Origin of the sequence: Prevotella amnii DSM 23384 = JCM 14753, assembly GCF_000378745.1 — a bacterium.
GTDB lineage: Bacteria > Bacteroidota > Bacteroidia > Bacteroidales > Bacteroidaceae > Prevotella > Prevotella amnii.
Genome location: NZ_KB905271.1, coordinates 61,971 through 84,865, shown reverse-complemented (window position 1 = coordinate 84,865; position 22,895 = coordinate 61,971). Strand labels below are relative to the sequence as shown.

19 protein-coding genes are annotated in these 22,895 nt (G+C 39.1%); 5 read left to right on the top strand and 14 right to left on the bottom strand.

The window, feature by feature from the left end:
* Positions 1 to 21: 21 nt before the first annotated feature.
* Positions 22 to 3,333 (bottom strand): SusC/RagA family TonB-linked outer membrane protein, encoded by a 3,312-nt coding sequence (locus F596_RS0104005; protein ID WP_019035949.1) that lies wholly within the window; start codon positions 3,331 to 3,333, stop codon positions 22 to 24.
* 385 nt (positions 3,334 to 3,718) lie between these two features.
* Between F596_RS0104005 and F596_RS0104000 the strand changes: the two genes are divergently transcribed.
* Positions 3,719 to 4,486 (top strand): glycoside hydrolase family 25 protein, encoded by a 768-nt coding sequence (locus F596_RS0104000; protein WP_019035948.1) that lies wholly within the window; start codon positions 3,719 to 3,721, stop codon positions 4,484 to 4,486.
* Positions 4,487 to 4,513: 27 nt separating this feature from the next.
* On the opposite strand, the gene F596_RS11790 is transcribed toward F596_RS0104000, so the two are convergent.
* From F596_RS11790 to F596_RS12220, 5 genes are all read right to left on the bottom strand, one after another.
* Complete coding sequence (locus tag F596_RS11790; protein WP_154648174.1) at positions 4,514 to 4,606, bottom strand: smalltalk protein; 93 nt, start codon at positions 4,604 to 4,606, stop codon at positions 4,514 to 4,516.
* A 38-nt stretch (positions 4,607 to 4,644) separates the two neighbouring features.
* Positions 4,645 to 5,142 (bottom strand): HU family DNA-binding protein, encoded by a 498-nt coding sequence (locus F596_RS0103995; RefSeq protein WP_019035947.1) that lies wholly within the window; start codon positions 5,140 to 5,142, stop codon positions 4,645 to 4,647.
* 438 nt (positions 5,143 to 5,580) lie between these two features.
* Positions 5,581 to 6,036 carry a D-Ala-D-Ala carboxypeptidase family metallohydrolase gene (locus tag F596_RS0103990; protein ID WP_019035946.1) on the bottom strand — a complete coding sequence of 152 codons (456 nt, stop codon included), beginning with the start codon at positions 6,034 to 6,036 and terminating at the stop codon, positions 5,581 to 5,583.
* A 1,839-nt stretch (positions 6,037 to 7,875) separates the two neighbouring features.
* Positions 7,876 to 8,379 carry a gamma carbonic anhydrase family protein gene (locus tag F596_RS0103980; RefSeq protein WP_019035944.1) on the bottom strand — a complete coding sequence of 168 codons (504 nt, stop codon included), beginning with the start codon at positions 8,377 to 8,379 and terminating at the stop codon, positions 7,876 to 7,878.
* 302 nt (positions 8,380 to 8,681) lie between these two features.
* A complete protein-coding gene (locus F596_RS12220; protein WP_262499138.1) occupies positions 8,682 to 8,816 on the bottom strand; it encodes a hypothetical protein in 135 nt (44 codons plus the stop codon).
* 237 nt (positions 8,817 to 9,053) lie between these two features.
* Here F596_RS12220 and F596_RS11785 point away from each other — a divergent pair, with 237 nt between their 5' ends.
* Positions 9,054 to 9,251 (top strand): hypothetical protein, encoded by a 198-nt coding sequence (locus tag F596_RS11785; protein WP_154648173.1) that lies wholly within the window; start codon positions 9,054 to 9,056, stop codon positions 9,249 to 9,251.
* A 331-nt stretch (positions 9,252 to 9,582) separates the two neighbouring features.
* Here F596_RS11785 and F596_RS11780 read toward each other — a convergent pair whose 3' ends face one another.
* The gene (locus F596_RS11780; protein WP_019035943.1) at positions 9,583 to 9,753 is read right to left on the bottom strand and encodes a hypothetical protein; all 171 of its coding nucleotides are present in this window, start codon (positions 9,751 to 9,753) and stop codon (positions 9,583 to 9,585) included.
* 1,713 nt (positions 9,754 to 11,466) lie between these two features.
* Between F596_RS11780 and F596_RS0103965 the strand changes: the two genes are divergently transcribed.
* The 3 genes from F596_RS0103965 (at position 11,467) to F596_RS0103955 (ending at position 14,187) form a co-directional block, all read left to right on the top strand.
* Positions 11,467 to 12,162, top strand: a complete 696-nt coding sequence (locus F596_RS0103965; protein WP_008450500.1) for a hypothetical protein — start codon at positions 11,467 to 11,469, stop codon at positions 12,160 to 12,162.
* A gap of 753 nt (positions 12,163 to 12,915) precedes the next feature.
* Complete coding sequence (locus F596_RS0103960; protein WP_008450449.1) at positions 12,916 to 13,578, top strand: ParA family protein; 663 nt, start codon at positions 12,916 to 12,918, stop codon at positions 13,576 to 13,578.
* A 60-nt stretch (positions 13,579 to 13,638) separates the two neighbouring features.
* Complete coding sequence (locus F596_RS0103955; protein WP_019035941.1) at positions 13,639 to 14,187, top strand: hypothetical protein; 549 nt, start codon at positions 13,639 to 13,641, stop codon at positions 14,185 to 14,187.
* Positions 14,188 to 14,321: 134 nt separating this feature from the next.
* On the opposite strand, the gene miaA is transcribed toward F596_RS0103955, so the two are convergent.
* The 7 genes from miaA to F596_RS0103910 form a co-directional block, all read right to left on the bottom strand.
* Complete coding sequence (gene miaA, locus F596_RS0103950) at positions 14,322 to 15,245, bottom strand: tRNA (adenosine(37)-N6)-dimethylallyltransferase MiaA (RefSeq protein WP_019035940.1); 924 nt, start codon at positions 15,243 to 15,245, stop codon at positions 14,322 to 14,324.
* Positions 15,246 to 15,433: 188 nt separating this feature from the next.
* Entirely contained in the window at positions 15,434 to 16,453 is a 1,020-nt protein-coding gene (gap, locus tag F596_RS0103940; RefSeq protein WP_008450450.1) for a type I glyceraldehyde-3-phosphate dehydrogenase, read from the bottom strand.
* Between the two features lie 343 nt (positions 16,454 to 16,796).
* The gene (locus tag F596_RS0103935) at positions 16,797 to 17,231 is read right to left on the bottom strand and encodes a hypothetical protein (RefSeq protein WP_019035938.1); all 435 of its coding nucleotides are present in this window, start codon (positions 17,229 to 17,231) and stop codon (positions 16,797 to 16,799) included.
* Between the two features lie 189 nt (positions 17,232 to 17,420).
* A complete protein-coding gene (locus F596_RS0103930; protein ID WP_019035937.1) occupies positions 17,421 to 18,731 on the bottom strand; it encodes a bifunctional folylpolyglutamate synthase/dihydrofolate synthase in 1,311 nt (436 codons plus the stop codon).
* A gap of 178 nt (positions 18,732 to 18,909) precedes the next feature.
* Positions 18,910 to 20,058 carry a molecular chaperone DnaJ gene (gene dnaJ, locus F596_RS0103920; protein ID WP_019035935.1) on the bottom strand — a complete coding sequence of 383 codons (1,149 nt, stop codon included), beginning with the start codon at positions 20,056 to 20,058 and terminating at the stop codon, positions 18,910 to 18,912.
* Positions 20,059 to 20,087: 29 nt separating this feature from the next.
* The gene (locus F596_RS0103915; RefSeq protein WP_019035934.1) at positions 20,088 to 20,693 is read right to left on the bottom strand and encodes a nucleotide exchange factor GrpE; all 606 of its coding nucleotides are present in this window, start codon (positions 20,691 to 20,693) and stop codon (positions 20,088 to 20,090) included.
* Between the two features lie 75 nt (positions 20,694 to 20,768).
* Complete coding sequence (locus F596_RS0103910) at positions 20,769 to 22,388, bottom strand: ABC-F family ATP-binding cassette domain-containing protein (protein ID WP_019035933.1); 1,620 nt, start codon at positions 22,386 to 22,388, stop codon at positions 20,769 to 20,771.
* Positions 22,389 to 22,895 lie beyond the last annotated feature (507 nt).

Genomic DNA, 22,895 nt, shown 5'->3' with positions numbered 1-22,895 from the left:
ATTGTCTTTCTCCTTTAAAATTTATAATCCAAGACGTAAGGTAAGAGTAAACTGGCGAGCCATAGGCACTGCCACACCACCTACGTTAAAGAACTCAGGATCTTGTCCGTTGAGCTTAGAGTCGGAATAGATCAAGAAGAGGTTTGTAGCCTGAAGCTTTAAGCTTGCAGAGCTTAGCGATACCGCTCTTACCCATGTGCGTGGTAAGTCGTAAGCTAAAGAAATCTCTTTCATACGTATAAAGTCGCCTTTTGCTACACGCTCTGAAGACATATTATAAGCATTGTAAGCTATTCCTAATTTACCATAGTTCTGAAGAGAACGCAAGTCGGCTATAGCAGGAACATTTGTAAAGGCTTCATCACCACCTTTTTCCCAACGGTTAGCAAACTCCTTAGGCATAGCGTCTAAGTCGGAATAATAAGAAGAGAAGGCAGGGTTAAGACGCACCTTATTGCCAAAGGCATAGGTAGCGAAAAGGTTTAAGTGCCAGTTCTTATATGTAAAGGTGTTACCAAGCGAACCTGTTATGGTAGGATCTACTGGGCCTTCATACTTTAGATGTGAAACATCGGTAGACTGGAAGTTGATTTCGCTAACTGTCTTTTCGCCTTTCTCATTGATAAATGTAGGTATACCCTGAGAGTTGAGCCCTTGGAAGTCTAAAGAGAACAGTGAGCGGTAAGCATAGCCCTTCATAGTGAAACCAGAACCAGAGATCATACGCATGATGTTAGCACGGCTATCAAGATCGGTAACCTTTGTGTTGACGTGTGAGAAGACAAAGTCTGTACTCCACTTAAAGTCCTTACCATCTATGTTCTTAGAAGATATAGCAAACTCCTCTCCGTGAGATTTCATAGAAGCAATATTCATATATCTTGTTATGCTACCCGATGTACCATTGGTAACCTTAGGACCTATAAGGTCGAAGTTGTTACGCCAATAAATATCGAAGGTAAGGTTAAGACGATTCTTTAAGAAGCCAAGGTCGAAACCTAAGTTAAACTCATGCTTCTTCTCATAAGTAAGGTCAGGGTTAGCAAAGTCTGCCACTTCCAAAGCCGACTCCTTATCTACTGTGAAAGGACGCCAAGGGTTAACGCTCTGAATGATTACCAAAGCATTAGTAACGGCAGGCTTATCTCCTGTAAGCGAGTAAGAAGCCTTTAAGGTAGCGTGAGTGAAGTAATCTTTAAACACCTTATGGAACCAAGGCTCTTCATGAGCATTCCAAGCACCAGAGATGTTCCATGTAGGAAGCCAGCGTGCTTTTCTTGCCTTACCTAAGCGGTTGCTACCCTCGTAACGCACAGTACCGTTAAGGGTGTAACGACCCTTCCAAGAGTAAGTGGCTGTACCAAAGAACGATGCCTCACGGCTGTAACCATTAGCAAGGTAATAGTACACATCGTTTTGCTCTGAAGCCTGCTTAAAGTAGTTATAGTCGTAAGCTCCTAAGAAGCCCATCTCGTACTGCATACCTACACCGTTAAAATAGCTCTGCGAACGGTCGGTAGAGTTTATCTCCATACCTCCAAAAAGGTTTACTATATGATCATCGTTATACACATCGTTATAGCTTACTGTAGCACGAACGTCCCAAGAGTTCATCTTATATTTTGTCTCACGGTAGAAACCACCCTTAGGAAGCACCGAGAAAGGCAAAGAGTTAGGTTTGTCTGGGTCGGTATATAGCCATGGGTTGTTATTACGTATGGTAGCATCGTCCATAGCACGGAAAGCCTGAGCCATGTTAGAATTTTCCCTTATCTGTGAAGCCTGTGTAGTAGCAGACACCTTATAAGCACCTAAAAGAGCCAGCTCTACAGTGCGTACGGGCTTATATTTTAGCTCTGCCTGGAGCTTTAAGTCCATAACGTCAAAGTCGATAAAGTTATTAGCAAGCTCGTTATGAATGTTAAAAGGAGCATAGTTGCGTGTATAGAACACGTTAGGATCTAACGTTCTGGAGCTGTTTATAGCGTAAGAGTAAGGGTTGATGTCGAAATCTCTACTTACAGTACCTGTTACTGCGTCTACACTCTGGCTTGTTGTGCCGGGAGCTTTCTGCTTACGGTAAGAAGCATTAGAGATCATGTTTAAAGACAACTTCTTGGAAAGGTTTACCAAACCGTTAATACTTGCAGTATAACGATTTACCTTAGATGCCTCCGTCCAGCCCGGATCGTTCATAAAGCTAAAAGAAGTATAGAGCTGTGCCTTCTCATTACCCGTAGACAAACTTATAGAGTGGTTTGCCGAGATGGCTGTGCTGAAAAGCTCCTTAAACCAGTCTGTATTACGATACTCTGCTGCTTTTAAGTAATCTGCCCTGTCTTTAGGGGTGTTAGCAAGCAAAAACTTACCCGTCTTAGCATCGTAAGTGTTCATAAGCTGATACATCTTACCATAAACACCACTACTTGAAGCACGGAAGGTACGACTGAAACTAAACAGACCTGCCTTCTCCATCTCACGGTAAACAGACATCTGCTCCTGAGAGTTCATAATGTTAAACGTGCTATAGCTTGGGCGAAGACGCATGGTAAACTCACCCGTATAATTAACACGGGTAGAACCTGCCTTACCCTTCTTTGTAGTAACAACGATCACACCTGCCATGGCACGAGCACCATATATAGAGGTAGCAGAACCGTCTTTCAACACCTGAAAGCTCTCTATGTCGTCTGCATTCAAACCTGCTATGGCAGAAGAGATTAATGTGGCTGCATCACCTGAAGAAAGACGATCGGCGTCTACCTCGGTAACGTCCTCCATGATAACACCGTCTACTACCCATAATGGCTTAGAACTACCATAAATAGAAGTAGCACCACGGACACGGATCTTTGGAGCAGTACCAAACGTTCCTGAAACGTTCTGCACACTAACACCTGCTACACGACCCTCTAAAGAACGACTCACGTCGGCTACACCGTCGAGCTTTGACTTTTCGCCTGAAACCTTTGTTGTTGCACCAGTGAAAAGACGCTTATCCATCTTTTGCAAACCTGTTACAACCACCTCCTGAAGATTAGTTTCGTCGCCAGACAAAGTAACCTTCATGCCGTCTTTAGCTATCAAAGTCTTACTCTGCATACCAACATAGCTCACTACTATCTTCTTGCCTGAAGGCACATTAATAGAAAACTTACCGTCAATGTCGGTCTGAGTCCCTGTTTTTGTTCCCTGCACGACAACTGAAGCACCTATTATAGGCTCTCCATCGTCCTGCGATACTACGGTACCCCGTACTAAAGGGGCTTGAGCCAACACTGCACCCACAAAAAAGAACAGTGAGACTAATAATAAAGAAAATCTTTTCTCCATAGAATCTTTTTTAATAATAAAAAATATAATTGTTATAAAAATAAATACTCTATTAGCCCGTTTCTTTTATAAGAAAAAGCCTTTTAATGCCGATAACACACTATAACGGCACTTTTGTAATGTTAATCCGTGATAAAATCATAATGTTATTAAACAATCTGTAACTAATAATTGGGTTAAAAATAATACTTATCCTCCTCTTACATCTGCAAAAGTATGTATTATTTTAATAAAAACAAAATAAAATAGATATTTTTTAGCTAAAATGTTTGATTTTATTTACAAGAATCAAAAAATCGGTATTGTTTCAAAACTATAACTTACATAAAATTTATTATCTTTGCATTATATATAATAGGCTTAACACAACGTAACAAACTTTAAAATGAAAAGAAAAAAAAAGAAAAACTCCATACGCACCACTTCTATAATAGCTTTCTGGATAGCAATAACAGCTTTATTCTTTATAATATCTAAAAAAACATGGCAAAAATATTCTTACCCCACTAAAAGTAGTAGCTGGCCCTTTAAAGACCTTACCTCTGGAGAATATGCTACCTGCTTTGACGGAATAGACATATCAAGGCATCAAGGAAAAATACACTGGCAAGAGATAAAAGACAACACCTCCTTAACCTTCGTCTACGTAAAAGCCACTGAAGGAAGCAGCATAAAAGACCCATACTACAACGAAAACATAAAAAAAGCCAGAAGACAAGGACTGAAAGTGGGATCGTACCATTTCCTTACATCATACACCACCATGGAAAGACAAGCCACTCTCTTCCTTAACACCATAGACACACAGTGGCAAGACTTGCTGCCTATGGTAGACATAGAAGAAGACGGCACTAAACAGTGGAAAAGAAATACTATACAAAAAAACCTTGCCAAGTTTATCTCCATTATAAAGAAGAAAACTGGCAAGGCTCCTATCATATACACCAGCGAAAAGTATTACCTTAAAAACCTATACCCAGAATTTAATAAATACCACCTCTTCATAGCCAATTACACCAAAGAACCCTCCTTGAAAGACGCACAATACGATATATGGCAATCTTCTAAGCACGCAAGAGTGCACGGAATATGGAACTGGACAGACATTAACCACCTGAGAAAAGGCATAACCTTAAAAAAGATATATTGGTAATAACTCTACCTGAACACCTATCTAAGCTCATCTGCAAGATGCTACACCAAGAGTAGTAGCTAAAGCAGTAAGAACAGATATCACTATCTGAAAAATTGTTTTCCAAGTATCTTTCTTCATAGTAACAACATTTTTTCTTTATATTAAACTCACTTTTTTTATAACGTCCCGCCATCAGACACTACACCTGCCGAATGGCCACCTTCTGCAGCTTTTGGCTTAAGACCCGGTGCATCTGCACTGTCCTGCTTATAAGTGGAAAGCTCTGACACCTTCCAGCCCAACAGCATGGTTTTGTATCGACTGTTATCACCTGCACGAGCTGTCTCGGGCAAAAAGATGATGCGAGGATTATATATATGAGTGGCTGGCTTAAAGTCTTTAAGCTTTTCTACACCCTTCGAACGGAAACTTGCCTTGAAAGAGCCTAAGCCGTTTATAAGAACACGCTTGCCATCTTTTAAAGCATAGCTCATCTCGGTTACTAACGCACTTATAACTGCTAAGATGTCGCTCTCGGTAACAGTGCAAGTGTTACTTATCCTGCCTGCCAAATACTTAATGTCGGCTAAGCCCTGAACGTGAGCTCGAGCATACCAATAACCCTTTTTAGGACTCTTTTTACGATTGTCTTGATACATTTTAAAGTTAATCATAGTGTTAAATTACCTCTCCAAGAGCAGTAAAGCCCATGGTCTTTTGCGAGGAATAGCTTTTAAAAATTAATAATAATACTTCTCTACACCATAAAAAGAAAGCCTCAAGTGTGCACCCTATATAGCCCTTTAATGGTTTAGACCTTTTTTCTTCTAACGCTATAAAAGCAAAAGAAGATATGTGTTTTTCATAGTAGACCTTTACAGATGCTCCTACACCTTATATATATATATACCACGGAGCAGAACGCAGCCATAACAACCTGTCGTAGAAGAAACGAAACAATAACATCATACGCCTTAGGTTATACTTAGATATTAAAGTTGTGTTTTTATATTTTTATATATTTATCTTTATATATTCTTATATCTTTGCTTGCTTATATCTTTATATTTTTACGCCTTTGTGTTTTTATTCATCAGCACCTTTGCCTTGCCTTACAGCCCTATTACCTCACGGCGGTTTTTATGTCGGCGCGAAAAGCTTACATGAAGCCAATGTTTTGTCTTAGAGTTTAGCGGCTCAAAGATAAGCTGGTCGAAGTCGGTATAGCGCATAATGATGTCGGCATATTTAGCACATTGTGCTGCATCGGACACATATATGTCGGCAGCCTCGCCAAAAACGTGCTGAGAGTCTGGCACACCGTTTACCAGAGCGTTAAGCTCCTTATTGCGGTAACCGCTCGTTATTATTATCCTGCCCACACGCTGGCGCAAAGGCTCCAACACCATTTTGCAAAGATTCCTAAGGTTACGCCTCACATCAGCAGCAGTAACATTAGTGTTTTCTACGTCCTCTGGCTCGTTATTTATACCAAAGCGTATTGCAACGCCAGACTGTAACATCTCACCTAAAGAAAAATGCGGTGATAATTGCTCTAACAAATTCATCGTTTTAGTCGTTTTGTTTAATTTGATTTATATGTTATTTGTCTCTTTAATTTTCTAAAACCCATCACCGTAGACTAATCTCTTTCTATAGTTTTCACACCAGAGAATGAGTACCCCAGAATGAAAGATTTCAGATTAAATATCCCTTGTCGGACAACAATGCAAATATAATACGAGAAGAAAGCGATTGCAAGTTTTTTGCAAATTATTTTTTTCTGGGCTTTCCAAAAATCTTCGTATCTTATTATAAATGAGAATGATACAGCGATGAAAAATTTTCGAAAAATTTCCCTTCTTTTACCTCTACCTCTTTTTTTGGTAAAAAACAGTGTGCAAAATATGTTCAATTTTGGCACTTTTAAACGTTAATAAACATGTAATGCCTCATTTTTCGCCCCTAAACTCCGCCCCTCTTTCCGCTCTTTCTGTAAGCTCTTAGAAGACGTCAGCCAACCATTTCGCCGCCAAGTCTGCCCCCTTGCCTCTATTCATGCAAACTCTTAGAAGGCGTCAGCCTATCCATTCCGCCGCCAAGCCATGCACCGCCTCTATTGCGGGCAAAGTCAAGAAAAGAAAGAAGAAAAGAACAAGAGCGAGAAAGAAAACATCGAAAAACTTAGACTATCATTATTTATCCTATTATAATAGATTTTATAAGCACTCATAACACACTAACACACAACCTTTAGCACCCACACACCACGACAAAAGGGGAACTTACCACCGACAAACACGTAACCTACCACCGACAAACACGTAACCTAACCACGACAAACACGTAGCTTCCTACACCCTAACAGCGACAAATAGGGAGAATAACAGCGACAAAAAGGGAAGTAGAACACATAACTTTTACTTTTTCTTTACAAAACTGCACATTTTTAACGCTTTTTCCTTTTCCTGAAAAACAAAAGACGGCTAAAAAGAACACTTTAAACAGACAACAATAACTACATAAAACATTATAAGCCACACATCTACAGACGCGAGCGACAAAAAGGGAACTTACAGCAGCATCTCATACATCACGTTCTGCGACAAATAAGTAGTTTTTTGAAAATAATTAAACTTTACAGTTTTTTGTCGCACCTCCCTGCCCCTCGCCCCTTTACTGCTCCAAAACAGAAAACAAAACATCTCCCCCTAACCACCCCACACAACTTTAGCCGTAGCCTATTCCCTCTCCCCCTTATCCTACACCCTCCTCACTGCAACACATCGCCCTATAACGCCCATTAACCACCAACCTCGCTATACCGTCCCCCACCATTCGCAAAAATAAGGCACACAGGGTGCAGGGATAAGGCAAGCAGGGCGTAGGGACAAGGCAGGCATAATGAAAGCACATGGCAGGCAGAGAGCAGGGACAAGGCAAGTAGAGAGCAGGCACAAGTCAGGCAGGGGAATAAAAAAAAGGTAATGCCCCGAAAAGAAAGGCAAGGCGCGCAAAAAGGGAAAACCCACCACAGCTGCCCTATCGTTCTATTTATATGCAGGCACAAGGCGCACAGGGCGTAGGGACATGGCAGGCAGAGAGCAGGCACGTGGCAGGCAAGGGGAAAGTTCCCCAAAAGGGAAACACGCATAAAAAATAAAAAAAGAACTATCCTCCAAAAAACAACCTTTCTAAAACATCAGCTTTTACCCTGTAAAACATCAGCTTTTATGCTGTAATACATCAACTTTTCTGCTGCAATACATCACCTTTTATGCTGCCGCCACACAGCTACCTAACAACTTAATATTCAGAACTTTTACACAAGCCCTAAAATCAGCAACCATAAAAGCACACCTAAAGCTGCGACAAAAAAGGAACTTTCCTACCTTTCCGCCATTACTTTACTCGTCCTCATACCAGCTTTTTGCCTCCATATAATGGGCTGCATACGCTGCTGCCTTCTCCTGTGGTACATCTTTTAGTTTACGGGCAGGAACGCCGCCCCACAGCTCTCCCTGACCTATCTGCGTGCCCTCCAAGACCACAGCACCTGCTGCCACTATACTGCCCTGACCCACTATAGCCCTATCCAGCACCACAGCATTCATACCTATAAGAGCTCCTGAACACACATGAGCACCATGCACTATTGCACCATGCCCTATGCTGACATCATCGTCTAACACTGCCACACAGCCACCACTCTGATGCACACAAGCCACGTCCTGAATATTTACCCTATTGCCTATACGTATGCCATCAACATCGGCACGCAACACAGCACCATACCACACCGACACGTCATCGCCAATAACAACATCGCCCAGCAACGCCGCATTCTCCGCTAAAAAACAACCTTTACCCCAACGCGGACTCTTACCCAACACCTTACGTATTATAGCCATACCAATATTTTTAATTTAAAAAAAAGTCTTTCCACTCTTGCATTCTCACACTGGAAAAAGCATTACACTTCCTGCACAGAAACACAAGAAGAGAAAAGAAAAATGTTTTCTTCACACCTACAAAAATACAAATAATAAAAACTTTATTCCCTTAATTGTAGGCACATTAATTCCGCTAAGCGTGAAATTTTTACGTCATGCTCCAATAAAAACCTGTAGAGCGCATCTTGAGACGGTTTTATTTTTTGTACCTCCATATATCGTTGTAGCTTTATTTTTCTGCAAAGGTTATAATTTTTTGCTTAACTAACAAATACTTTTTTCTTCACTTTGCTACCATACTGCTTAACCTCTTCGTGATGATAATTCCCATATACAGCCATTTCGCTGATGTTACCATAAAGGTAGCAATTAACTATTGACGCAGAACGCCTCATTACAAAAGTTTACGAGAGTTAGCATACCTATGATTATAAAACCAGCGGTTACACGCTGACAGGCGCATGAGTGTTGTACCATTTTGTAAGAACAAGAGGACTGGAAAATTTTCGTCAGTCCTTTTATTCTGCACTATTTTTTTTGTGGTATAATAACGAATTGTCATCAATATTGTTATTAATCTCTTCCCTTTTTGTCGCCGCTGCTCACGAGATGCGATACATATCTACTACACTATGCCATTTCTATTTCATATCATCTATCAGCCTTCTGCTACGCGAAACCATGCCTACGCACTTTCCACGCCTAAGATTACCCCGCCATACAATATCGGCAAACAGAAAAAAGATGCCAGCAACGATGAAACCGAACATTTTTACACTCTCCTTTTTTATCACACCACACCATACACTCCTTCTTATTCCTGCTCATAACCCACCCCCTCGCAGCTTTACCCCTGCTCCTCACAACCCCGCCCCACACCACTTTACTGCTCCCGCCCCTGCTCATCACAACTCTCACCCACTACCTACAGCCCTAACTCCCTACACTTCCCTGCTCCCACCCCTGCTCATCGCAACTTCCACCCACTACCTTGCAACCCTAACTCCCTACACTTTACTACTCTCCACACTACTTCGCAGCCCTAACAGCCTGCACTTCACAGCACTCACTCCCGACACCTCACAACCCCGCCCCACCACCTTGCAACTATCACTCCCACCACTTTACTGCTCCTACCCCTGCTCCTTGCAACCCCGCCCACTACCTTGCAGCTTTACCCCCACCCCCTACAGCCTTCACTCCTAACACTTCCCTGCTCCCACCCCTGCCATCACAACCTCGCCCCACTACCTTGCAACTATCACTCCCTACACTTCCCTGCTCCCACCCCTGCTCCTTGCAATGATAAACCCCACTTTGGTGTAACCTCATAAACAAAACAAAAACCCGACAAGAAAGAGCATCGAAAAAGGAAGCGACAAGCCCCCACTCTAAAAGCAATAATACATAGGTCAACAGCCAAAAATAGATTAAAAAAGTGGGATAAAGTATTGTTTGTAAAAAAAATATCAAAACCTACCAATTTGTCGCACATTGTGGAATTTTATTGTACAATAAATCCTCCTAATTTGTCGCGTTGTAAAAATATAGAATTAAATAAAAATCGGTATAATAGTGTTTTACGCGCTTATAAGAAAGTGCAAGAACCTGATGCGGAGTAATGAAATTTTTAGCCCTTTTCATACTCTCCAAAGTTCATCGGCGACAAAAAAAGGAAAAATAGCCCTATTTTGTCGGAATAATTACATAAAAAAACATATTTCTTCCATATTTGTCGGGGCATAGTTCCCTAAAAGTCGCAGTGTTAAAGGATTTGCTCCGTTTTTGTCGTAAGATAGTTCCTTTTATGTCGCAGGCAAGTTCCTTTTATGTCGCGGGTAAGTTCCCTTTATGTCGCAAGACCTTTATGTAACTTTCTTAGAATAAGGATATTATCAAGGCTTTATATAAGTCTATATAAATGATATATACTAATGATATCAAAGTAATGAAGACGAGAGCTTTTTCTTTTATTTTTTATTTAAGAAAGTGGGCAATGATGACTTTTAAAAAAGGGCTTTTTTAGGCGATGCTCCCAAAATGTCGCAGCAATGTTTTTTAGGTTTTCTCTTATAGTTTTTATGGGGTTTAGGTGGTGTTTTCTTTGTTTTTTTGGGGAAAATGGGGCTTTTTGGGGTCTTTTAAGGCGTTTTTAAGGGGGCATAAAGGTGCTTTTTAGGGTGTTTTTGGTAGCTTAGAGAGTTCTTTTGTCTGCGTTTTATGGATTTATATATATCTGTTTTTATAAAAATATATAATTATGTATGAATATAGAAATATAGTTGTATCTGTTTTATTTTGCATTAATATTTATTTATATATTTATGTTTTTATGTTTTATGGCGTATATATTTCTATTTAAATAGTTATGTTTAGAGCGTTGTTGGCGTAGTTTTTTTTTGAAGATTGAGATTATTTAGAAGGTGTGAGGTTTTAGTCAGGTTTGCCTTTTAGTGTGGATAGTGGTTTTGACGGGAGCAGTTTTTGGTGTAGGGCGCGTGCAGGTGTTTTGCTTTTACATATTTATATGTTTATATATAGATGGTTTTGTTTTGATAGTATATATATTTACATAAACTTTTATATAAATATATATTCTTCTTCTCTACCCTGCTTCTTTTTTTATAACCCTTATTTTATCACCATTTTGTTTGTTATATATAGCTGTCTTATAGGTTATTATGTTTTTATATATTAATACTTTTATATATTCTGTGTAGCTTTTATTATATAAACACGTTTTTATATATTTATATTTATTCCTCATGCCCTGCTTTTCTTGTATGTTTTATATAAATATATAATATATTTCGATGCGGAGTATCTATTAATAAATATATAAATATATATGTACGTGTATAGATGAATGTATAATTGTATATATGCTTAAATATTTTTTTATGGTAATATGTTTTTATAGTAATGCTTAAAAAGATAAAAGTATATTTTGTTATTTAGATAAATAAGTGTATATTTGCATATATAAAAAAGTATTTATGCTACATGTAAGCGTAAATATAAAGATATGTTTTTATATAAATATATATGAAGATAAATACATTTTTAGTTAATGGTTTACAGAGTGAGGCTTTCTCTTGGAGCTTGGGGCTGTATGGTGCGTCTAAGATATTGGGCGTATTAGATGGCTGGGTGAGCGAGGGTGAGAGTGCTCACGTTGGGGGTGTCTTGCAAGGAGCTATGGAGGCTTTTCAAGGATCGGGAGCTATGCTTGATGCTTCTCAGGGAGTTTCTCCGGTAACAATCGCAGAAGGCGTTATAAGTTTGGCGGCTTCGCTTACGATGTGGGGCATTTTAAGTAGGTGTTTTTTTAAGCGTGGCAGAGTGTTGAGCTTTGTGCTGCTGACGGTGATAATGGTGCTTAGCTTTGTAAAGGTGGTGTTAGGCTTGCCTGTGTGGGGCTTTTTAGGCAGAGGGTTTGTAAACGTTTCAGCGTTGTGTTGCGGTTATGCTGGGAGTTTTGCAGCTTTGGCAATGGTGTTTTTAGGCATAGTAATATCATGTAGCTATGTGGGCAAGATGCGCATCTATGGTCTGTGGCTTGCTTTGTCGCCTGTGTTGTTGGGCGGTGTGAGCCTGTTAAACTATTATTTATATAATGTTGCAAGTGGGCTTACCTTATCGGAGATAGCCACCTATGTTAATATGGGTAGCATTGCAGGTTTGGTTTTGACGGTGCTTCCTATGGCTTTGCTTCGCAGGGCTTTAGAGAGAGCTTATTAGTGGGTGCGCCTTTGGTGTAATGAATATTCATACCAGAGGCTTAGAGTTTGGGAAAGAGGATATTTACCCCCACTACCCTACCCCACAACTACACGCACGGGGCAAAAACAGGGAGTGGATTTGTAGGGTAAGAGCGCAGAGATAGGCAGCGCATAACTCACCCCACTCCACCACATCGCCGCAGGCAGGGGGCAAAAATAGGGGCGAACTTTAGGGTAAGACCGCAGAGATGAATTTTTCAGAGCGCAGAAACGAGCAGCGCACTATTTGCTTAAAGCTAATTTTGGGTGATAGCATACTGAAAGAAACAGGTGTGAGTAAGAAAAAGGCTTATGAGGGTCTGGAAAATTTTAGAATATCACCCGGGTGGTAGGAGGAAAGGAAAATATCCGAAAAATGAGAGCTATAAAAGTAGCGCAAATGTATTAAAACGTTAGAATAAGTGCGTTAAAAGAGCAGAATTGGAGGTAAAAACGGTTGGAATGATTATTGAATATAATATTTAATGGTTCTCCGCAATGCTTACTTTTGTAGCGAAAGAGATAAAAAAACTTGTCTGCTTGGTGTTTTAATCATCTTGCTGATGGTTTGTAAGCATAATTGCAGCGAAATATGAATATAAAAATAAATAAACGTAATAATATAAAAAAGTAATAATATTTTAATATAATAATAAAGATATATATCAACGTAAGAATATATAAACGTTATAATATAAGAATATTTTAATATGAATATATAAATATATAAATAATGAAAAACGTAAAAGTAGTATTTGCTAATCAAAAGGGTGGTGTAGGTAAGAGCACGCTTTGCATACTTTTTGCTAACTATTTGTCTTACAAGGGCAAGGACGTTTGCTTAATAGATACTGACCTTCAGAAGACTATTCTTATGCAGCGTAAGAAAGACATGGAGGTGTATGAGGGTGAGGAGGAGCCTTATACAATACAGGATTTTGATGTAGATTCTCCGGAGCTTATGCAGCAGTTAGTGGAGAGTGCGAGCGATGTAGATGGCTTTGTGTTGTTCGATTCTCCGGGTAACATATCTCAAGACGGTTTGGCTCCGCTTTTTGTAGGTGCCGATTTTATTATTTGTCCTTACGAGTACGAGGATAAGACTCTCGATTCTACAGGTGTTTTCGTTCAGGTTATCAATGCTTTAAGGGAGCATAATCCGGAGATGCATGCTAAGTTATTCTTTGTTCCTAACCGTATAGATCCCCGTATAGGTACGAGTGATGAGCAGCGTATGTGGGCAGAAACGGACGAGATATTTCAGCAGTTTGGCAAGGTAACTCCTACTATAAACAGTCGTGCTTGTCTTAAGCGCACAAACACTTTTGAGCTTTTTGGTCAGCAGCGTGAGGCAGTTAAGATGGCTTTCGACTATATGCTAAAGAAGATGAAATAAGCCTGTGGTGTTATTTAGAGTAAAGTTATAAGAGATAGGAAACAATAAAGACGGAATATTATGGTAAAGAAAAAGACAAAGGTAATAATTCCTGGAGGTTTGCAGGGCTTAGTGCATACGGCTCAGAGTGGTCAGGAGTCTTCGGTTAAGACGGAGTTTAATAATGGTAATGTAAAGCAAGAAGTAGAGTCTTCTCAAGGTGCTGAAGGGCAGGCAGCTATGGTTCCTGGCGACGTAGCGAGTTCTTTTACTCGTACAGCAGTGCGTAATGAGCATGGCGAGATAGTTAAGGATCGTACTGCTCCTGCAGCAAAGAAGCTGCCTAAGGCAGAGGGCAAGCAGTTAGCTCGTGAGTATACGATAGCCCGTGATAGTGGTGAGGATAGCTGGCAGCTGTTTTTAGACCTTGCAAAGGATTATAAGCAGCGCGACTCAAAGTTAGCTACAGTATATATAGATAGCGATTTAAAGAGTGTTCTGGACCGTTTAAAGTCGGCAAGTAGCATAAAGATGCCTTCCACAGCTCTGTTGAGTGCTATTGTTGCTCGTTTTGTTTTCGACCACGAGCAGGACATAAAGAATGCCATTTTTGGTGAGAGTCTGTTGTAAGAAAAGTATAGGGTAGGGGGTTTATAGTTCTTTAGTTTTTAGTTTTTTAGTGTAGAAAAAAAAGTTTTCTCCGTGTGTTTATGCTCACGGAGAAATATTTTTTGTGTTTAAGGTTAGCGTTTTTTATATGGTGTTTATATAGATGATTCTTTAAGTTTCAGTATTGTTTCTATTTGTTTTTTGCGTTGCCATGATGCTTTTATCCAGTGTATTTCAAATCCTCTTCGTTCCATTCCTCTGAACCAAGTCATTTGTCTTTTAGCGAATTGGTGTATAGCTATTTCCAAGTGTTTAAACATATCATCGTAGTTTCGTTTTCCTATGATATATTCTGTGATGTATTTGTATTCCAGACCGTAGTATATAAGGTCTTCAGGGTTGATACCTTTATGTAGAAGTCCTTCTACTTCTTCTATCATTCCTTGTTGTAAGCGTTGTTTAAGTCGTAGGGTTATTTTCTTTCTTCTTTCTTCTCTGTCAATGTCTACACCTATGATGAGCGATTTTATGGGTGCTGGCTTGCGTTTTTCTATGGTGTGTTCAAGGTTATAGGTTTCTATTTCTATGGCTCTGATGGCGCGTTTACAGGAGTCTACATCGGTATTATTGTGCATGTTAGATAGGTTTTTTTCTTTCAGCTGTGTAAGTATTAGTGTAAGTTCTTTGAGCGATTTTCCTTCGAGTTCTTTCCTTAAAGTGGGGTTTTGTGGTACATCAGCGAGCTGGTAGCCTTTCAGTACAGCTTCTATGTATAGTCCTGTTCCTCCGCATAGAATAGGTTCTATGTGTCGTTTTGTTATGAGGTTGTATGTTTTAATGAAATCTCTTTGATATTCAAAGAGGTTATATTTTTCTCCCGCATCACATATATCTATGAGGTGGTATGGTATTTTTTTTTCGTTTACGGTATATTCTTTAAGGTCTTTACCAGTGCCTATAGTCATGCCTCGGTATACCTGTCGTGAGTCGGCAGATATTATTTCGCTTCCTAAGGTATATGCCAGTGTTGTGGCAAGAGCAGTCTTTCCTGATGCTGTAGGTCCTATTATAGTTATCATATAGATAGATATTAAAAAAACACGGTTTAAGCAATGCTTAAAAAGAGATTTTCGTATTGTTTTTGTTATTATGTTATTATAATAAAAGAGCCGCCCAGCTATGCTGCTGTGGCGGCTTTCTTATCTAAAGTATCTTATAGCTCTTATGAGCTAAAAGGATATTTTTTTAATGCTTATAAAATATATTTTTAAGCGTTAACCTTTGCCATGTGCTTGATTAGCTCTACTACCTTGTGTGAGTAACCAATCTCGTTGTCGTACCAAGAAACAACCTTAACAAAAGTATCTGTCAAAGCTATACCAGCCTTAGCATCGAAGATAGATGTGCGAGGGTCGCCAAGGAAGTCAGAAGAAACTACAGCGTCTTCAGTGTAACCTAATACACCCTTTAGCTCACCTTCAGAAGCAGCCTTCATAGCGTCGCATATTTCAGCGTATGTAGCAGCCTTTGCGAGGTTTACAGTAAGGTCAACAACAGAAACATCTAATGTAGGAACACGCATAGACATACCTGTTAGCTTACCGTTTAGCTCAGGGATAACCTTACCTACAGCCTTAGCAGCACCAGTAGAAGAAGGGATAATGTTGCCAGAAGCAGCACGACCACCACGCCAATCCTTTAGAGAAGGACCATCTACAGTCTTCTGTGTAGCAGTAGTAGAGTGAACAGTAGTCATCAAACCATCTGTAATACCAAACTTATCGTTCAACACCTTAGCGATAGGAGCAAGACAGTTTGTAGTACAAGATGCGTTAGAAACAAACTGTGTACCCTTTACATACTTGTCAAAGTTTACACCGCAAACGAACATAGGGGTATCGTCTTTAGAAGGAGCTGACATTACTACATATTTGGCACCAGCATCGATATGACCCTGAGACTTCTCCTTTGTTAAGAAAAGACCTGTAGATTCTACAACGTATTCAGCACCTACAGCGTCCCACTTCAAGTCTGCTGGGTTACGCTCTGCTGTTACGCGGATGTGCTGACCATTTACTATAAGCTCAGACTTTTCTACATCTGCTTCAATAGAACCTTCAAACTTACCATGCATAGTGTCATATTTCAACATATAAGCAAGGTAGTCTACTGGGCAAAGGTCGTTAATACCTACAACCTGAACTTCTTTTGCATTTGCTGCTTCGCAAGTAGCACGGAACACGAAACGACCGATACGACCGAAACCGTTAATACCAATTTTAATCATTGTCTTTTAACTTTTATTTATTAAAGTGAATATTATAAATCTTCTTTTACGCTCTAAAAGAGTATTTCTTTTCCTGAAACAATGCAAAGTTACAGAATTATTCTTAGATTTGCAATCCATTTAAGTATTAAACAATATTAAATTAACCACTACTTGCTATAAAATGCTAACTACATCTTACATTATCGAAGATGCTTTTCTAAAAAAAAAGCTCTCACCCATTTCTTTCTGGGCGAGAGCTTGTTGCTTTTTGTTTTATTATTTGCTGCTTTTTGTTTTATTGCTTGCTGATTTTTGTTTTATTGCTTGCTGCTTTTTGTTTTATTGCTTGCTGCTTTTTGTTTTAGTCAGACGAGATAGGTCCCTCGTAAGTCTGTGATCTTTCTATGAGTTTGCCATCATTATATTGCTTGATAGAGAACGCTACTTTTATCTGTTTGTCGCTTATTTTATTAATATATATGTAGCTACCTTTTTCGAAAGGAACGTGCCCATCTTCTCCATAGAATCCTAAACCTATTACTTTCCAATCGCCTTGCTGGGTAAGATCTATATTCTGTGCGTTTAACCTTTTAGGTATATCAATCTCTATAAATTCAGATTTTGTATTATCAGGATAAAACTTTACAAAAAATCTATCCTCACTTTCTCTAAGGGTTACTTTAGCATTCATCGTCTTCTCGATATCTTTATCACACGAAGTAAGCAGGGTGATGCTACACAAAACTACTATAAGTAGAGATAAAAACACAGAAAATCTTTTAATCTTGTTATTCATAAAAACTAAAATATTAATGTATAAAAATAATAAAAAATAATATGTTTTTGCCTTTGTATGTGCTATAAAGCATTCAAAGTTGTGGTGCAAAGGTAAGAAAAAATGTTCTTTTGGTATGTAGAATATACATTTTTTACGATATAAAAAGTCTTGTTTAGAAAAGAGTTTGTTTTAGATATAGGTTTTTGGTTAGGTGTTTTTAGGGTGGGGGAGTGGTTGTAGGTGTTTTAAGAGGTCGGCAACAACGTAGCTTGAGCCTCCTATAAAGATAAAATCGGTGTTCTGTGCAGCTTTTTTAGCTGCTTTATATGCTGTGAAGACATCGTGAAAGGCAGTGCCTTTAAGTCGTAAGGTCAGTGCTTCTGATGCTACTTTTTCTACTGGGAATGCTCTGTGTGTGGAAGGTTGTGTCCAGTAGTAGTGTGCGTCTTTAGGTAATAATGTTAAAACAGTGTGCAGGTCTTTATCATCTACCATACCAAAGACGATGTGTTTTTCTTTTGCATGTGTGTTTTTTATCTGTTCTGCAAGATATTTCCAGCCCCCTATGTTGTGTCCGGTGTCGCAGATGGTTAGTGGAGATAGGCATATTGTTTGCCATCGTCCCATGAGTGAGGTGTTAGTGGTAACGTTAGCAAAACCTTTGATGATGTTTTCTTTGTTAAGGTGAATGCCTAATTGTTGTAGTTTTAGGCATGCATAAAGCAGTGTGTTGGTGTTTTTTTGTTGATATAGTCCTGTTAGTTCTCCTATAATATCTCCGAAAGGTGTGTCGTGGTAATGTATTCCTTTTTCATCGTGTTTAGGTGTGGGTTGGAAGAGTATTTTGTATTGGGCAAAAGTTATGGGTGCTTCCATTTTTTCAGCAGTTTGTAGAAAGACGTCTTTAGTTTCTTTTACTGTTTCACCTATTATAACAGGTATGTTATGCTTTATGATACCAGCTTTTTCGAATGCTATTTTTTCTAAAGTGTTTCCAAGAAACTGTGTGTGATCTAAGGATATGTTTGTGATAATGGATAGTATAGGTGTGATAATATTAGTGCAATCGAGCCTTCCACCTAATCCCACTTCTATAACAGCGATGTCTACTTGTTCTTCGGCGAAGTATTTAAAGGCAAGTGCAGTGGTGAGTTCGAAGAATGAAGGGTGTAGAGGTTCGAAGAAATGGCGTTCGTTAGCAACAAAATTTATAACATATTCTTTTGGTATCATTTTGCCGTTTATGCGTATGCGTTCACGAAAGTCTATAAGATGCGGACTTGTATATAGCCCTACCTTGTATCCTTCTTCCTGCAGTATAGCCGCAAGAGTGTGTGAGCATGAGCCTTTCCCGTTTGTTCCTGCTATGTGAATGGTTTTAAAGCGGGTGTGTGGGTGGTTAAAGTGTTTATCTAACAGGTGTGTGTTAGATAGTCCTTCTTTGTATGCTTGTGCACCAACATGCTCAAAGACAGGTGTGCTGTTAAAAAGATATTGTATAGTTTCTTGGTAGTTCATGATAAGTGGTGGGGGTAGTAGGGCTAGTGGAGCTAGTGGGACTAGTGGAACTAGTAGAACTAGCAGAACTAGTAGAACTAGTAAAACTAGTAGAACTAGTAGAACTAGTGGAACTAGTGGAACTAGTAGAACTAGTAGAACTAGTAAAACTAGTACAACTAGTACAACTAGCTCTTATTTAGCTAAATAATTTTTTAAAGCTTTCGAAGATAGAGTGTTTTGTGGCTTTATCTCCTTTAAAATTGTCGCTTTTAGCAAATTCTTCCATTGCTTTTTTCTCCGACTTGCTTAGTTCTTTTGGTATATATACGCTTGTGTGTACGATAAGGTCTCCTATTCCAGAGCCGTATCCTTGCACTGCGGGTAACCCTTTTCCTCGTAGGCGAAGAGTTTTTCCGGGTTGTGTTCCGGGTTCTATGGTTATCCTTACGTTTTTCCCCTCTATGGTAGGTATCTCTACTTGTCCTCCTAAGGTAGCTGTAGGAATATCTAAGAGAAGGTTGTAAATGATGTTTTGTCCATCTCTAAGGAAGGTATCGTTTTCCTCTTCTTCTATATATACATGAATATCTCCATTTACTCCATTTCGTTTTCCGGCATTACCTTTTCCTGCAACGTTGAGCACCATGCCTTCAGCTACTCCTGCTGGTATGTTAATTTCTACCACTTCTTCGCCTTTTACGATGCCTTCTCCATTGCAACATTTACATTTGTCTTTTATTATAGTGCCTTCTCCTCCACAAACATGGCAAGGACCTTGTGTCTGTATTATGCCAAACATAGACTGTTGTGTACGTACTTCCATGCCCGAGCCATGGCAGTTAGGGCAAGTTATTGGCTTGCTATTTCCCTCTGCTCCTGTACCATGACAGTGTTGGCACACTACGTCTTTGCGCACTTTAAACTTCTTTTTAACGCCAGTGGCTATTTCTTGTAGTGTAAGCCTTACCTTAAGGCGCATATCTGTGCCATGTTGTCGCCTTTGAGCTCCACCTGAGGAGAATCCGCTAAAGCCTTGATGCCCACCAAAAATATCTCCAAAGGCAGAAAAGATGTCGTCTACAGAGAATCCACCTGATGAGAATCCACCTGGTGAGAATCCTCCAGGTGAGTTAAACCCAAACTGATCGTACTGTTGCCTTTTTTGTGGATCGTGTAAAACATCGTATGCTTCGGCAGCTTCTTTAAATTTTTCTTCAGCCTGAGTATCATCAGGGTTACGATCAGGGTGATATTTAATAGCTAACTTTCTATAAGCCTTTTTTATTTCATCTTCTGAGGCGTCTTTGCTTACCCCAAGTACTTCGTAGTAATCTCTTTTTGCCATTTTCTTTTATTTCTCTTTCGAGCTTTTTTTTATTGCCCTACAGCCACTTTAGCGTGGCGTATAACTTTATCGTTAAGCGTATATCCTGTTTGTACACAATCTATTATTTTACCTTTTTTCTTGTCTCCCATTCCTGGCACCATAGCTATTGCTTCGTGGTAATCGACGTTAAAATCGGCATTATCGGTATCTATTTTCTGTACACCTATTTTCTTTAGAGTTTCGACAAACTTCTTATATATAAGGTTAAATCCTTCTTTTATCGAGTTAGGGTCCTCGGTATTGTCAGATAATGCTCGTTCAAAATCGTCTAAGATAGGCAGTACGGCATTGATAGTCTTTTCGCTACCATTTATGATAAGTTCGCTTTTTTCTTTGAGAGTACGTTTTTTGTAGTTATCAAATTCAGCTACTAATCGTATGTACTTATCTTTCCACTGTTCAGCCTCTTGCTGTGCTTTAGCAGTAGGGTCTACCTTTTCTTCTTGCTCACTACTTTCTTCTTGACTATGTTGCTGCTCATTATCCTGCTGCTTAACATCTTCTTGAGCTTCATTTTCCAGAGTACTTTGAGCATTTTTTTCTTGCTCTTGAGTATTGTTGTTTATGTTTTTGTTATTTTTTTTTGCTTTCATTTTATATAATTGTTTTTTTGTAAGTAAAGCAAATTATGTGCCAAAAGAATAGTTTTATATATAAAAGCTCATTTCTTATTGGTACATTGCGTTTCTTTTTTCTTTTAGTTTGTCATCGTGTATGTATTCATCGTATGGCATAAGTTTGTCAATGGTCCCTTTAGGCGTAAGCTCAATGACTCTGTTAGCAATAGAATCGATGAAAGCATGGTCGTGTGAGCTAAAGAGGATATTTCCTTTAAAGCTGATGAGGTTGTTGTTAAAGGCTTGTATGCTTTCCAAGTCGAGGTGGTTAGTGGGTGTGTCTAAGATAAGGCAGTTAGCGTTTTGTAGCTGCATTCTTGCTATCATGCACCTCATTTTTTCTCCTCCGGAGAGTATTTTCACTTGTTTTTCCACTTCTTCCTGTCTGAAAAGCATTCTTCCAAGATACCCTTTCATAACCACTTCGTTGCCTGGTCCGTATTGTGAAAGCCAGTCTACCAGGTTAAGTTCTGAAGAAAAGAATTCGGTGTTATCTAAAGGTAGATATGCGGTAGTTATGGTTACTCCCCAGTTATATTGTCCAGCATCAGGTGTTCTGTTACCGTTTATTATTTCGAAGAAAGCCGTCATGGCTTTAGGGTTGTGTGATATGAAGACTACTTTTTGTCCTTTTTCTATGTTGAGGTCTACGTGGTCGAAGAGTACAGTCCCGTCAGGTTCTACGGCTTTAAGGTCGTTTACCTGTAGAATTTGGTTACCTGGTTCTCTTTCCATCTGGAATATTATTCCGGGGTATTTTCTGCTTGACGGTCTTATTTCTTCTACGTTAAGTCTTTCGAGCATTTTCTTTCTTGATGTGGTTTGTTTGCTTTTAGCCACATTGGCAGAGAATCTTCTTATAAACTCTTCGAGCTGTTTCTTTTTTTCTTCAGCTTTTAGTTTTTGGTTTTGTGCTTGTCTTAGTGCGAGTTGTGAGCTTTCGTACCAGAAGGAGTAGTTTCCTGCGAAGACGGTTACTTTCCCAAAGTCGATGTCTATGGTCTGTGTGCTTACAGTGTCAAGGAAATGTCTGTCGTGTGAAACTACGAGTACTGTTTGGTTATCGTCAATATCAGCGAGATAATCTTCGAGCCATTCCACGGTATCTAAGTCGAGGTCGTTTGTAGGCTCATCGAGTAAAAGGTTTTCAGGTTTGCCAAAGAGTGCTTTAGCTAACATTACTCTAACCTTTTCGTTGTTAGAAAGCTGTGCCATTTCTTTGGTGTGCAAATCTTCGTTTATGCCTAAGTGTTGTAATAGCTGTGCCGCTTCGCTTTCAGCTTCCCAGCCGTTCATCTCTGCGAATTTGAGTTCTAAGTCGGCAGCTCTGTTACCGTCTTCCTCGCTCATTTCTTCTTTAGCGTATAGTGCTTCTCTTTCTTTCATGTTATCCCAGAGCTTGCTGTGTCCCATGAGTACGGTGTCCATAACGTTAAAGCTGTCGTATTTAAAGTGGTCTTGTTCCAATACCGACAATCTTTCTCCTGTTCCTAACTCTATAGTTCCTTTGTTAGGTTCTAATTCTCCAGAGATAGCTTTTAGTAGTGTCGATTTTCCTGCTCCGTTGGCTCCTATTACTCCATAGATGTTACCACGGGTAAACTTTATGTTTACGTCTTTGTATAATACTCTTTTACCAAATTGGATTGCGATATTTGATAATGTAATCATTTTTTATTATCTAAATGCTTATTATTTAATTACTTTGTGTGCAAAGGTACTGTTTTTCTTGTTGTCTATAAAGGAAAAGAAGAAAAATAATAAAAAAGAAAGTTTTTTCTTGTTTATATAAAAGTTTTTTCTTAACTTTGGCATCTACCATAAAGCATCGCTTAGGTTATCTCGCAAATGATGTTCAGGTCTTTTAAAGTGTCAGTGCTTTATGGTGTTCTCTTTTAGAGAGGAGAGATGTTTGTATGTATATGTTTGTGTAAGGGGTAAAAGTTTGTTTTGAATATCTTGATAACACAGAAGGTGGATAAGAAAGATGACCTTTTATAGAGTAAAAGGTGATGTTTTACACCTTAAAAGGTGATGTTTTAGTGATTAAAATATCACCTTTTGCTGTATAAGGGACAATGTTTTACATAGTAACTAATCAAGGAAAATGAAGAAATATCGAAAGATATGCAAACTAATTGGTAATGAGGTAGAAACGAGGCAATTTGCATAAAACTG